The 12,911-nt window shown below is 67.3% G+C and carries 14 protein-coding genes; 10 read left to right on the top strand and 4 right to left on the bottom strand.

Going from position 1 to position 12,911, the window contains the following annotated elements:
* Nucleotides 1–6 precede the first annotated feature (6 nt).
* On the top strand, nt 7–849 hold the full coding sequence (locus ACYVKL_RS00245) for an alpha/beta fold hydrolase (protein ID WP_379169984.1): 843 nt from the start codon (nt 7–9) through the stop codon (nt 847–849).
* A 45-nt stretch (nt 850–894) separates the two neighbouring features.
* Nucleotides 895–2,349, top strand: coding sequence for a flavin-containing monooxygenase (locus ACYVKL_RS00240; protein WP_379169982.1), 1,455 nt, complete (start codon nt 895–897; stop codon nt 2,347–2,349).
* 42 nt (nt 2,350–2,391) lie between these two features.
* Here the strand turns inward: ACYVKL_RS00240 and ACYVKL_RS00235 are convergent, their stop codons facing one another.
* On the bottom strand, nt 2,392–3,345 hold the full coding sequence (locus ACYVKL_RS00235) for an aldo/keto reductase (RefSeq protein ID WP_379169980.1): 954 nt from the start codon (nt 3,343–3,345) through the stop codon (nt 2,392–2,394).
* A gap of 101 nt (nt 3,346–3,446) precedes the next feature.
* Between ACYVKL_RS00235 and ACYVKL_RS00230 the strand changes: the two genes are divergently transcribed.
* From ACYVKL_RS00230 to ACYVKL_RS00220, 3 genes are all read left to right on the top strand, one after another.
* Nucleotides 3,447–4,049, top strand: a complete 603-nt coding sequence (locus ACYVKL_RS00230) for a TetR/AcrR family transcriptional regulator (protein WP_379169979.1) — start codon at nt 3,447–3,449, stop codon at nt 4,047–4,049.
* A 59-nt stretch (nt 4,050–4,108) separates the two neighbouring features.
* The gene (locus tag ACYVKL_RS00225; RefSeq protein WP_379169977.1) at nt 4,109–4,630 is read left to right on the top strand and encodes a DUF2199 domain-containing protein; all 522 of its coding nucleotides are present in this window, start codon (nt 4,109–4,111) and stop codon (nt 4,628–4,630) included.
* 228 nt (nt 4,631–4,858) lie between these two features.
* Nucleotides 4,859–6,118: a glycosyltransferase gene (locus ACYVKL_RS00220; RefSeq protein WP_460770682.1), complete on the top strand. Its 1,260-nt coding sequence runs from the start codon at nt 4,859–4,861 to the stop codon at nt 6,116–6,118.
* 15 nt (nt 6,119–6,133) lie between these two features.
* Here ACYVKL_RS00220 and ACYVKL_RS00215 read toward each other — a convergent pair whose 3' ends face one another.
* Together ACYVKL_RS00215 and ACYVKL_RS00210 are read right to left on the bottom strand one after the other, a co-directional pair.
* Complete coding sequence (locus ACYVKL_RS00215) at nt 6,134–6,496, bottom strand: cupin domain-containing protein (RefSeq protein WP_379169973.1); 363 nt, start codon at nt 6,494–6,496, stop codon at nt 6,134–6,136.
* A 35-nt stretch (nt 6,497–6,531) separates the two neighbouring features.
* Entirely contained in the window at nt 6,532–7,239 is a 708-nt protein-coding gene (locus ACYVKL_RS00210) for a TetR/AcrR family transcriptional regulator (protein WP_379169971.1), read from the bottom strand.
* 89 nt (nt 7,240–7,328) lie between these two features.
* On the opposite strand from ACYVKL_RS00210, the gene ACYVKL_RS00205 reads away from it, so the two are divergent.
* The 4 genes from ACYVKL_RS00205 to ACYVKL_RS00190 all read left to right on the top strand — a co-directional run bounded on the left by ACYVKL_RS00205 (nt 7,329) and on the right by ACYVKL_RS00190 (nt 11,793).
* Nucleotides 7,329–8,900, top strand: a complete 1,572-nt coding sequence (locus tag ACYVKL_RS00205; RefSeq protein WP_379169969.1) for a succinic semialdehyde dehydrogenase — start codon at nt 7,329–7,331, stop codon at nt 8,898–8,900.
* A 35-nt stretch (nt 8,901–8,935) separates the two neighbouring features.
* Nucleotides 8,936–9,763, top strand: coding sequence for an SDR family NAD(P)-dependent oxidoreductase (locus tag ACYVKL_RS00200; RefSeq protein WP_379169967.1), 828 nt, complete (start codon nt 8,936–8,938; stop codon nt 9,761–9,763).
* Nucleotides 9,764–9,968: 205 nt separating this feature from the next.
* Nucleotides 9,969–10,697, top strand: a complete 729-nt coding sequence (locus ACYVKL_RS00195) for a hypothetical protein (RefSeq protein WP_379169965.1) — start codon at nt 9,969–9,971, stop codon at nt 10,695–10,697.
* Nucleotides 10,698–10,902: 205 nt separating this feature from the next.
* Nucleotides 10,903–11,793 carry a class I SAM-dependent methyltransferase gene (locus tag ACYVKL_RS00190; RefSeq protein ID WP_379169964.1) on the top strand — a complete coding sequence of 297 codons (891 nt, stop codon included), beginning with the start codon at nt 10,903–10,905 and terminating at the stop codon, nt 11,791–11,793.
* A 46-nt stretch (nt 11,794–11,839) separates the two neighbouring features.
* On the opposite strand, the gene ACYVKL_RS00185 is transcribed toward ACYVKL_RS00190, so the two are convergent.
* Entirely contained in the window at nt 11,840–12,220 is a 381-nt protein-coding gene (locus tag ACYVKL_RS00185; protein ID WP_379169962.1) for an ester cyclase, read from the bottom strand.
* Nucleotides 12,221–12,310: 90 nt separating this feature from the next.
* On the opposite strand from ACYVKL_RS00185, the gene ACYVKL_RS00180 reads away from it, so the two are divergent.
* Nucleotides 12,311–12,898 carry a TetR/AcrR family transcriptional regulator gene (locus tag ACYVKL_RS00180; RefSeq protein ID WP_379169960.1) on the top strand — a complete coding sequence of 196 codons (588 nt, stop codon included), beginning with the start codon at nt 12,311–12,313 and terminating at the stop codon, nt 12,896–12,898.
* Nucleotides 12,899–12,911 lie beyond the last annotated feature (13 nt).

Here is a 12,911-nt window from a genome sequence, read left to right as displayed (position 1 = left end):
GTGGACGTGGTCGATGCCGACGGTGATCAGGACGTGGATTCGGTGGTGTCGGGGGACGGGACTCGGATCGAGTATCTGACGACCGGTTCCGGGCCGGGGGTGATCGTGATTCCGGGAGTGCTGGCGCTGGCGAGCGGCTACGAGCGGTTCGCGAAGGCGCTGGCCACCGCGTTCACTGTGCACACCATCGAACGGCGAGGGCACGGGCACAGCGGCCCGCAGCGGGCGGATCACGGGGTCGAGGACGATTGCGCGGATGTGCGAGCGCTACGGGACAAGACCGGCGCGGCATTCCTGATCGGGCACAGCTACGGGGGATTCGTGGCGCTCGAGGCGGCCCGCGGGAACGCGGATATCGCGAAGGTCGCGGTGTACGAGCCGGGACTGTCGGTGAACGGGTCCATGCCGTTGGGGTGGATGGACGCCTATGAGAAGTACTTGGCCCGGGGCAAACCCTTCGATGCCTTCATCGAATTCTTGCGGTCGATCGGGCCGGACGCGATCCGTAAGACGCCGCGGTGGATGTTCCGGCGCATGATGCCGATCATGATGAAGGCCCCCGAGCAGGAGGAGGTCTTCGCGCAGCTGCCGCAGAATCTTGTCGAGCATCGCCAGTACGCGCGGTTCGACGGCACATACCGGAATTACGCGGAGATCACCGCCGCAGTGCTGCTCCTCTACGGGGATCGGGACCGGCGGTCGTGGACCGCCTCCGACGAGGACCTACTCGCCTCGGTGATCCCGAATCATGAGCGCGCGACGCTGCCGGGCCTCGACCACTTCGGCATCGACAAGGGTGCGCCGGAGCAGGTGGCGGGCGTGGTCGCGGAATTCCTGTCGCGTTCGTAGCGGCATCCGCCGCCGCGATCGTGCCGTGGTGGATACGCTGAGGTCATGGCCACTACGCCGGAGCACGTCGATGTGCTCATCGTCGGGGCCGGATTGTCCGGCATCGATGCCGCCTACCATGTCCAGCGCGCCTTCCCGGAGCGGACATACGCTCTGCTGGAGGCGCGGGAGGTCAGCGGCGGCACCTGGGATCTGTTCCGCTACCCGGGGATTCGCTCCGACTCCGACATGTTCACCCTCGGCTATCGGTTCCGGCCCTGGCTGGGCGCGAAGGCCATCGCCGATGGCGACGACATCCTCGCCTACCTGCGTGACACGGCCGCCGAGAACGGCATCGACCGCCACATCCGGTACCGGCACCGGGTGGTGCGGGCGGAATGGTCGTCGGAGACCCAGCGCTGGACGGTGACCGCCGACCATGCCGGCGAACCGGTCACGATGACCGCGAACTTCCTGTTCAGCTGCTCGGGCTACTACCGCTACGACGAGGGCTACATCCCGGACTTCCCGGGCACGGAACGCTTCGCGGGCCCGATCATCCACCCCCAGCACTGGCCCGGGCAGGTCGACGTCGCCGGCAAGCGGGTGATCCTCATCGGCTCCGGCGCCACCGCCGTCACCCTCGCCCCCGCCCTGGTCGAGCAGGGCGCGCAAGTGACCATGCTGCAACGCTCACCGTCCTACATCATCTCCTTGCCCGACCGCGACGGCATCGCCGACCTCGCCCGCAAAGTCCTCCCCGCTCGCCCCGCCTACGCGGTGGCCCGCGCCAAGAACGTCGCCCTCAGCACCGCGATGTATCAACTGTCGCAACGCTATCCGAAGCGCATGCGGGCCTGGATCCGCGGCTGGCAGGAGCGCTGGCTCCCGAAGGGCTACGACCTCGACACCCACTTCAACCCCAGCTACAAGCCCTGGGATCAACGACTGTGCCTCTCGCCCAACGGCGACTTCTTCCGCGCCATCCGCCACGGCAAGCTGGAGCTGGTCACCGACCGGATCGTCACCTTCACCGAATCCGGCCTGAGCCTGGAATCCGGCCGCGACCTCGACGCCGACATCATCATCACCGCGACGGGCCTGAACCTCGTCCCCTTCGGCGGTCTCGCCCTGGCCGTGGACGGCCAGGACATCAACCTCCCCGACACCATGGCCTACAAGGCGATGATGCTGTCCGGCATCCCGAATTTCGCGTTCATCATCGGCTACACCAACGCCTCCTGGACGTTGAAGGCAGACCTGGTGTGCGAGTACGTCATCCGCCTGCTCCGCCACATGGACGCCAACGGCTACACCAAGGCCACGCCCATCCGCGACCCCGCCATCGGCCCCGCCCCCTTCCTCGATTTCGAGCCCGGCTACGTCCTGCGCTCCCTCGCGGTTCTCCCCAAACAGGGCACCCGCGCCCCCTGGAAGCTCCACATGAACTACCTGCGCGACCTCCCCGCCCTGCGCTACGGCAAGCTCACCGACCCCGCCATCCGCTTCGAACGCGGCTAGCGCATCGGTTCTCCCGCAACCGAGTTGCGCGCGGCTGTCCCGCTACCGCCAGGGCGAGGGTGTGCCGCGGCCGCCGTGTCCGCCGGCGGGGGCGATGGCGGCGATACGCGCGAGGTCCGCTGCGGTGAGCGCGATGTCGGCGGCCGCGATGTTCTGCGCGACGCGGTCGGGGTTGCGGGAGCCGGGAATCGGGACGATGTCGTCGCGTTGCGCGAGCGTCCAGGCCAGGGCCAGCTGCGAGACGGTGATGCCCGCGGCGGCCGCGAGTTCGGTCAGCTGATCGACGATGTGCGTATTGGCCTCGTAGTTGTCGGCGTGCCACCAGGGCACGTGGCTGCGGAAGTCGCCCGAGTCGTACTCGTGCGCCGGTTTCGCTGCACCGGTGAGGAATCCGCGCGCCAGCGGCGAGTATGCGACGAACCCGATACCGAGCTCCTCGAGCAGCGGGAACAGTGGTTCGGCGTCCGGCGCGAAGATCGAGTACTCGGTTTGCAGCGCCGAGATCGGGTGCACGGCATGGGCTTTGCGAATGACCTCGGGCGTGGCTTCCGACAGGCCGAGGTATCGCACCTTGCCGGCGTCGACGAACTCGGCCATGGTGGCGACGACGTCCTCGATCGGCACGGCGGGGTCGACCCGGTGCTGATAGAGCAGGTCGATGCTGTCCACGCCCAGGTTGCGCAGGCTGGCCTCGACCACCTCGCGAATGTGCTCGGGTCGCGAGTCGGTGCCGAAGCGGCGGGTGAACCCGAACTTGGTGGCGATCACCACCTCGTCGCGAAACGGCGCCACCGCGCCCCCGAGCAGCTTCTCGCCCTCTCCCCAGCCGTACATCTCGGCGGTGTCGAAGAAGGTCACGCCGAGGTCGTGGGCCCGGCGGATAGCGGCGACCGATTCGGTGTCATCGCTGGCCCCGTAACCGACCACGGTGCCCATCGACCCGTAGCCCATCGCCGAGACGGTCAAACCTTGCTTTCCCAGAGTCCTGTGCTGCACGTATCGACCTTTCCCATTGCCAAACCGAACTGTTTGGTTTGACGCTACGCCGGCTGATCAACTCGGTCAAACCAAACAGTTCGGTTTGATAGGGTGCTAAGGTGCCGCCCGCGTCCAGAACCGACTCGTCCCGTGACCGCATCGTCGAAGCGGCCACGGCCGAATTCGCCCGGCACGGCATCGCCGGTGCGCGCATCGACCGGATCGCGAAGTCCGCCCGGACCAGCAAGGAGCGGGTCTACGCCTACTTCCGCAGCAAAGAAGAGCTCTACGGATTCGTCGTGGCCCACGAACTCGACGCGGTCGCCGAGGCGACCCACATGGATCCCGCCGACCTCCCCGGCTACGCCGGCCGAGTCCATGACTACTTCGTCGCCAACCCCGACAACCTCCGCCTGATGCGCTGGGGCCAACTCGAATTCGCCGCCACCGGCTCCGACGCCGCCACCCGCGCCACCGTCACCGGCAAGGCCGAAAAACTCCGCCGCGCCCAGCACGAAGGACTGCTCGACCCCGCCTGGGACCCCCTCGACATCCTCATCTTCGTCAACCAGATCGCGATGGCCTGGGCCGAGCAACCCGGCCTGATACCCACCGAAAACCCTGCGCGCGACCAATTCCTGGCGGACCGCCGAGCAGCGGTCGTCGCGGCGGTCGAGCGGCTCTTTCCTCCGTTCGTCGGCCGGACGAACCGACGCTCATAGCGACCGATCGACTGACCCCGCCGCATTCCTCGCAGCCAGGGTCCCCCTACGCTGCCATCGTGACCGACAGCCCCACCTTCCTCTGCCCCTGCTGCTCCGAACGGCACGACGGCCCCCCGTTCAGTTACGCGATGCCCGCGCCCGCGTACTGGAACGACGACCTCGCGCACGAACCGGGCAACGTCCTCGGCGAGGAGCAGTGTGTGATCGCCGGACCGCACTACTTCGTGCGGGCGAATCTCGTCCTGCCGGTTGTGGACGCCGACACCGAGTTCGTCTGGGGCGTATGGGTATCGCTGAGCGAGCAGAACTTCCGGCAGATGGAATGTCTGTGGGACAAGCCCGAACGAGTCGACGAACCACCCTATTTCGGCTGGCTGTCCACTGTGCTCCCGCTCTATGAACCGTCGACCCTGAACCTCAAGACCAAACTCCGCACTCAGCCGCCGGGAACCCGCCCCCTCCTCGATTTGGAACCCACCAACCACCCGCTCGCCGTCGAGCATCGCACCGGAATCACCCGTGCCCGAGTCCAAGCCATAGCCGAACAACTCCTGCACGGGCCGGCGTCCAACGGATAAGTGGCCCTATCGGATCTGCCCGGCCCACCTGATCGCTCGATGGTCGGCTACCCCCGGTGGTGGTTGCGGTGAGTGGTGGTGTCCGGGGCGGTGGTGGTGGAGTATGGGTGCGCGCATGACTGGGGGTATTCGATGAGTTGCCAAGCGGGAGTGGGCATTCGATAGTCGATTCGTGGAATCAAATCGTTTCGGTTCGGTCGTCGGGGCTCCTCGGGTGGGGGTCGGGCAGTGAGCAAACTTGTTATTGCGGCGATGGGGACTCGGGGCGATGTGGCGCCACTGCTGGACGTGGGGCTGCGGTTGCGGGAGGCGGGGCATGACGTCGTCGTCGCCGCGCATTGTTTGTTCCGGGAGTTGATCACCGAGTCGGGGCTCGAATTTCGGCTGATGGGCGCCGATGTCAAGGTGGACGAGTCGGATCCGTTCGCGGTGGATCTGAGCGGGCACGAGGATCTGGTGGTGCCGGACAAGCTGGCCTGGCCGGAGGGGCAGCGGTTTCTGGGGAATGGGCTGATCGAGGCGTTGATCGATGAGCCCGCGGATGCGTTGCTGCTGAGTCCGATCACCGAGTTCTCGGGCTTTCAGCTCGCCGAGGCGAAGGGGATTCCGGCTATCGGGTTGCGGCTGTTCCCGCTGTCGGCGACGGCGCAGCATCCGCCGAGTTTGTTCGGGGACAAGGATTTCGGCGGATTCCGTAATCGGCGTGCGGCCGATTTCGGGGCGTGGTTGTTCGACACCGTGTACCGCGGTCCGGTCGCGGATTTCCGGCGTGATCTGGGTCTGCCGAAGGTGTCCCCCCGGGAATTGCGCCGACGGCGCACCGTTTCGGAATGGCCGGTGCTGCACGGATATTCGCCGAGTGTTTCGCCGCGGCCCGCGGACTGGCGGCCGGGGCTGGAGGTCTCCGGCTATTGGTGGCCGCCCCGGCCGATCGACTGGGAGCCGCCCGCCGAGCTGGTGGATTTCCTCGCGGACGGACCGCCCCCGGTCTTCGTCGGATTCGGCAGCACCACCGAAGGCCGGGAACGCCGGACCGAGTTCTCGGAGATGCTGAACGAGACGCTGAGACGGTTCGGCGGTCGGGCGCTGGTGCAGACCGGGTGGATGAACCTCGACATCAGCGGTGACGATGTGCTGACCATCGGCAGCGTGCCCTACGACTGGCTGTTCCCGCAGGTCGCGGCCGCCATCCACCACGGCGGCGCCGGAACGACGTCGGCGAGTCTGCGGGCGGGCATGCCATTCGCCGCGGTGCCCGGTCAGGCGGATCAGGGTTTCTGGGCGCGGCGGATGCGGGAACTCGGCGTCAGCCCGGCGACGATCCCTTTGCAAAAGCTGTCGATCGACGGCTTGGTCTCCGCCTTGCACGCGTTGACCGCCGACAGTTTCTACCGCGACAACGCGGGCCGGTTGGCCGACCGGATCGCGCTGGAAGACGGTGCTGGCACCGCGGTCAAGGTCATCGAGGCCCACCTCGCCGCGTACTGACCGCGTCGAATCCGCTCAGTCGGCGGGCCATTCGATCGCCGGTTCCTGGTCGGCGCTCAGGAGGAAGTGGGCGAGGAAGACGACATCCTGGTCCAGGGCGTCGAATTGGGCAATGCGGGTGGATTCCGGTTCGAAGAACACGTCGCCGGGGCGCAGGGTGATCAGGGGTTCGCCGTCGATGCGGTAGGCGACGGAGCCGGGCACGATGCTGCCGACGACCGGTCCGTTGTGGGTGTGCAGGCCCGCGGGCGTGCCGGCGGGCATGGTGATGCGGCGGGTCTGGATGCGGTCGGTCGGCTTGGCCGGGCTGACCGTGACGTCCTGGACGACCGTGCGGGTGACGGCCGAGAAGGCCTGGGGCGGTGTGGTTTCCGGCATGCGGCCAGCCTAGCCGGGTGGTGCCGGGGAGCCCGCTACTCGGGCAGGGGGTCGAACAGGCCCGGCACAGTGAGGGCGTATTCGACGTCCTGACGCGTGCCGAGCATGGTGAGCACGCCGCGGATCATGGTCAGGCGAGCGGCGTCGATGGTGGCCTGGTCGGGTTCGCCGTGCGGCGCGGCGGCGGAGATGCGGTAGACGACGTATTCGCAGGTGTGCAGCGCGGTGTCGAGTTCGAGGTCGGTGGGGGCGGGCCGGCCCAGCGCGGTGATCTTGCTGCGCACCAGGACCCGGATGTCGTCGACGACCCGGTTGCGATACTCCGAGACCGGTGAGCCCGGATCGTGCAGTTCGGCGAAGAGCGGGGCCAGCATCGACCCGTGCCCGCCCGCCCAGTCCAGATACGCCTCGATCATGTTGATGCCGAGTTCGACCGGTTGCTCGGTGCGTTCCAGCGCCGACCGGATGCCGCCGACGAGATCGTCGTTGGAGACGGTGAGCACCGCGTGCAGGGGTTCGGTGGCATTGGCGAAGTACCGGTAGAAGGTGGGCCGCGCCAGTCCGGCCTGTTCGATGATGCGGGCCACGCTGAGCCCGCGGGAGCCGTGCGCGGCGAACACCTCGGTGGTTGCCAGCACGATGCGGGCCCGCACCTGGTCGGCCTGCTGTTCCGTCTGCGGGGGGCGGCCGCGGCGGGCGGGGGTGGTCTTGTCCGCCGAAGGGCTTGACATCGCATGCGTCACGTCTATTAATCTAACACTGGTGTTCATGTAACACTGGTGTTCAGTTAATAGTGAGCTCCACCGGATACGACTCTTCGAGAGGGCGACCAATGTCGACTGCCCCGCAGCTCGCCGCCGCCGATGCGCTGCCTTTTGACCTGGTCCAGCGGCTGCTCGGCCATGCCGTCGCGGGTGGTGCGCCCTCGGTCGAGGTGTTCGCGCCCGCCACCGGCGCCAAGATCGCCGATCTGCCGCAATCCTCGGTCGCCGATATCGAGGCCGCCTTCGTCACCGCGCGCGCCGCGCAGGCCGAGTGGGTGAAGGTCCCGGTCGGGGAGCGGGCCGCGCTGCTGCGTCGCATCCACGATCTGGTGCTGTCCGAGCAGCAGACGATCCTCGACATCGTCCAGCTCGAGACCGGCAAGTCCCGCGTCCACGCCTTCGACGAGGTGTCCGACGTCGCGGTCAACTCCCGCTACTACGCGGCCGAGGGCAAATCGATTCTGGCGCACCGCAAGCCGCGCGGCGTCATGCCGGTGCTCACCCAGGTGGAGGTGCGCAACCGGCCCAAGGGCGTGGTCGCGGTCATCTCGCCGTGGAACTACCCGCTGGCCCTGGGCGCCTCCGACGCGCTGCCCGCGCTGCTCGCCGGAAATGCCGTGATCGGACGGCCGGACAACCAGACCGCGCTGACCCTGCTGTGGGCCATCGACATCGCCGAGCGCGCGGGCCTGCCCAAGGGTCTGTGGCAGGCCGTGCTCGGGCGTGGCGCGGTGGTCGGCACCGAGGTGATCGCCCGCGCCGACTACGTCGACTACACCGGCTCCAGCGCCACCGGCCGCACCATCGCCCAGCAGGCGGGGGAGCGGCTCATCGGCTACTCCCTCGAACTGGGCGGCAAGAACCCGCTGCTGGTGCTGGAGGACGCCGATGTCTCCGCGGCCGCCAAGATCGCGGTGCGGGCCTGCTTCGCTTCGGCCGGGCAGCTGTGCGAATCGATCGAGCGAATCTACGTGCACGACAAGGTGTATGACCAGTTCGTGTCCGAGTTCGTCGCGCACACCAAGAATCTGAGCCTCGGTAAGACCCTCGACTTCGGTTACGAGATCGGGTCGTTGACCTTCCCGCGTCAGATCGACAATGTGTCCAAGCATGTCGATGACGCCGTCACCAAGGGCGCGACCGTCCTGGCGGGTGGCAAGGCGCGTCCGGACCTGGGCCCGTACTTCTACGAGCCGACCATCCTCGAGGGTGTGCGCGAGGGCATGATCGTCTACCGCGAGGAAACCTTCGGACCGGTCGTGTCGCTGTACCGGGTGCACAGCGACGACGAAGCCGTCGCGCAGGCCAACGACACCGCCTACGGCTTGAACGCGAGCGTGTGGAGCCGCGATATCGCCCGCGGCCGTGAAGTGGCCGCCCGCGTGAACGCCGGCTCGGTCAACGTGAACGAGGGCTTCATCGCCGCCTGGGGTTCGGTCGCCGCGCCGTCGGGTGGACTGGGCATCTCCGGCACGGGTCGTCGGCACGGTCCCGAGGGCCTGCTGAAGTACATCGACACCCAGACCATCGCGGTGCAGCGGGTGCTGCCGATCGCGCCGCTGCCGGGCATGTCGGAGCAGCTGTGGGCCAAGACCATGACGCTCTACCTGAACGTCATGAAGACACTGCGGCAGAAGTGAATCCGCTCGACCATTCGACAGGGGAACAAGGGGTTATGAAGACGGTTGCCGGTAAGCGGGTCCTGGTCACGGGTGCCGCCATGGGTCTGGGTAAGTCGTTCGCGCAGCGGGCGGTGGCCGAGCAGGCCGCCGACGTGGTGCTGTGGGACGTCAACGAGAAGGCGCTGAAGGAGACCGCCGCCGAGTTGGCGGCGCTGGGCGGCAGCCGGATCCACCACTACGTGGTCGACGTGTCCGACCGTGACGCCATCGCCGAGGCGGGCGCCACCGTGCGCGCCGATGTCGGCGGCATCGACGTGCTGGTCAACAACGCGGGCATCGTGCGTGGCAACGGCTACTTCTGGGAAGCCGACAACCGCGCCGACATCGACAAGACGATGGCGATCAACTCGCTGGCGCCGATGTACATCACCCTCGAGTTCCTGCCCGCCATGGTCGCCAACACCGGCGTCGAGGCCCGCGTCCTCAACATCGCCTCGTCCGCCGGCCTGGTCTCCAACCCGCGCATGAGCGTCTACGCCGCCTCCAAGTGGGCGGCTCTGGGTTGGTCGGACTCGGTCCGGCTGGAGCTGGAGCAGTCCGGCAACACCCACGTGACCTTCACGACGGTCTGCCCGACCTACATCAACACCGGAATGTTCGACGGCGCCAAGGGATTCTGGTTCACCCCGATCCTGGAGCAGGAGGAAGTGGTCGACACCTCCTGGTCCGAAATGAAGAAGGGTTCGGCCCTGGTGGTCCTGCCCTGGACCTCCCGCCTCAACCGCGCGATCTCGGGCCTGCTGCCGCTGAAGCTGCGCGACTTCTACCTCAACACCGTCGGCGTCTATCACTCGATGGACGAATTCACCGGCCGCAAGTAGGGATTCGCGCCGAACGACGAAGGCGCTCCGCCGCACCGACACCACCCGGCCGTCTGGTCCGGGTGGTGTTCGCTGTCGGGGCCTACTACGGATCCGCGCCGAATGCACCCGGGCCGGAGCTGGACGTGTTGTCGGACCCTTGATTTACGGTGGCGGACAACGCCGTACACGGCGGCGAGCCGAGTACCCGAACGGAGCACCCGTCGTGCTGTATGTCGTAGTCAATGGATTGTGGGGCCCGCGAGCGGAATTCGTGCCGGGCATCGCCGAACGCTTGTCCGGCACGGTGTGCGCGCTCGAGGAGATCGACGGCTCGACATTCCAGCGATGGCACGAGGCGGGCAACGATATCCCGTCCGATCCCGTGGTGGAGCCGTCGGTTCCCGCGATGGCGGAGTACATCGAACGGAAGAACACAGGTCCCGACCTCGACGTCATGGGCTACACGACATCGCTGTGGGCGCGGAACCCCGGTGCGGCGTACGTGTCCATCGCGATTCACGCGGGCGGTACCTCGCGCTATGCGGTGAGTTCGGTGTCGCTCGTCTTCCGGTCGCGTGAGATCGACGAAACCGCCGAGGTGATCCGGCGGGCTCCGCGGATCCTGCGACTACTTGCGGAGAACTGGGAGATCGACGCCGGGCAGGTGTACAACAAGCACCAGTATCGGGCGGTGGCCGAGCGGTGGGACCTGGCGAACAGTGACCCGCGCTGTGGCCGCGCGGTCTACCTCTCCGCAGGTCGTGCCGCGCTCGCACCCGAGGGACTGCCCGCGATGTACGTCCGCACGGCACACGGTGGACTGGTCATCGACCTCACCCTGGGCGGTGCGGTTTCCCCGGCCATCGAGACGATCCTGGAAGCGAACGCGCGATTGCGGGCCGCCGGGGCGCTGGACAAGCTCGCGACGCCGTTCGACCGGGCCACGTTCTGACGGCTGTGCGCTGCCGGACGGGGTGCCGCTCCGATCGTTGGGCTTGCCAAAACTTTGCTGAGTGTCAGATCCAGCCGCTGTCCGGGAGGTATCCGGTTGGTTGCCGGAGCTTCGGAATGGGCGCAGAATCGACGGGGGTGGTGATGGGCCATCAGCTCCGCTCGAGATAACTCAGACGATCGCTGACACCATTGGGGTGACCTTGATGCGAACCGACGGGGATAGCTGGGACATAGTGACGAGCGTGGGCCTGACCGCCTTGGGCGTCGCCACGTTTCGCGCGCTCGAGACGGTCGATCCCGAGCCGATGATCCGCGACGACTACGCGGCGTGGTTCGTCGAAGCGGCCGGTGAACCGCACTTCGTGGGCATGCTGGCCGACCCGGAGTCGGTGGGCGACGTCAGGCGGTTCGGGCGGTTCATGGGTGTTCGGACCAGATACTTCGACGAGTTCTTCGCCGCCGCGTGGCAGCAAGGGGTGGAGCAGGCGGTGATCCTGGCATCCGGTCTGGACGCACGGGCGTACCGGCTGGATTGGCCCGCCGGCGCGGTCGTCTTCGAGATCGATCAGCCTCAGGTGCTGGAGTTCAAGGACCAGGTTCTCGCCGAACACGGTGCCGTGCCCAAGGCCGATCGCCGAGTGGTAGCGGTCGATCTGCGCGACGATTGGCCCGCCGCGCTCACCGCCGCCGGATTCGATCCGGGTCAGCCGACGGCGTGGTCGGCCGAGGGCCTGTTGCCGTTCCTGCCGGGCCCCGCGCACGACGCACTGTTCGAACGCATCGACGCGCTGTCCGCGCCCGGCAGCAGCGTGGCCACCGACGAATTTTCCCGCGGCTTGGCCCTGCGAGACTTCGCCGACACAGAGGAAAAGTTCTTCGGCAGCAACCCCTTCGGCAACCTCGACGTCAGCGACCTCTTGTACGACGACACCCGCGCCGACCCGGGCGACTGGCTGTCCCGCCATGGCTGGTCGGTCCACATCACCACCCCCGTCGACCTCGCCGCCGCCTACGCCCACCCGATCACCGACGTACCCCCCGAACTGATCGACCTCATGCGGCAAGCGCACTACGTGCGCGCCGAGAAGCGGTGAACCAGGGGACCCGGTACCTCTCGTCCCGGGGATCAATGCGTCGGTGTCAGTTGCCGCTGGTGATCGGTTCGGCGTAGGCCCAATGCTCGACCAGTAGTCCGTCGACGACGCGGACCATGTCGATACCGCCTATCTCGAACGGTTCACCGGTGGGGGCTGAGCCGAAGAACGCGCTGGTATGGGTGCCGCGAATCGTGTAGCGGTTGGTGACCCATTCACCGTTCTCCACACTGTGTTCGGTGATCACCTCCATGTCGGGGCAGCTGGTCTGCATCAGCTCCCACTTGCGTCGCCAGTCGTCGCGGGTGACCTGATTGCCCTGATCGAGCGTCTGCGTCGCGATGAGACGTAAGGCTGCTTCCCGGTTGGTGTTCCGGTTGGCGATGATGGCTTGCACGACGGCCGCCGGGCTCTTGACCTCGGTCATTTTCTCTCCTCAGAGAAACGGGGACAGTTCCCCGAATACCGTCTCGGACGATACGGGGATTCGACCCCGGTTGGCAAGTATCGTGTCGGCGTGACCCCTTCGCCGCCACTGCGGGCTGACGCGCAGCGCAACCGTGAACGTTTGCTGTCCGCTGCCGAATCGGTCCTCAACGAGCGTGGTGTCGGCGCGTCGTTGGACGACATCGCCAAGGCCGCCGGGGTCGGCAATGCCACGCTGTACCGGCACTTCTCGTCAAGAGACAAGCTGATCGAAGCTGTTTACGATCAGCGAATCAAGGGGCTGTGTGACAGCGCCGCTCAGGCGGCAGAAGCATCGAAACCTGGTGAAGCACTGGTGATTTGGCTTCGTGAAGTGGTGATCCACCTCAATGAGAGCAAAGTTCTGGGCGAGGCGTTCATGGCGGACTACGACGGCCCCGCCGACGTCGAGCCGCCGCAGGTAACCGCCTGGCACCGCGCCGTCGACGAGGCCGCGACGCCACTGCTGGCCGCCGCGCAGCGCGTCGGCGCCATCCGCCGGGACCTCACCGCGACCGAGTTGCTGGCCCTCACGACTGCCGTGGCCCGCGCGGGCAGCCCCGCCCAGGCCGGCCACTTCCTCGACCTGTTGCTGGAGGGCGTCGTACCGCGCGAGCACCCGAAGGCGGCTTCCCGCTGAGCGGCCGGAATGC

This window comes from Nocardia tengchongensis, assembly GCF_054781395.1.
This window is presented reverse-complemented; position numbering and strand designations above follow the sequence as displayed.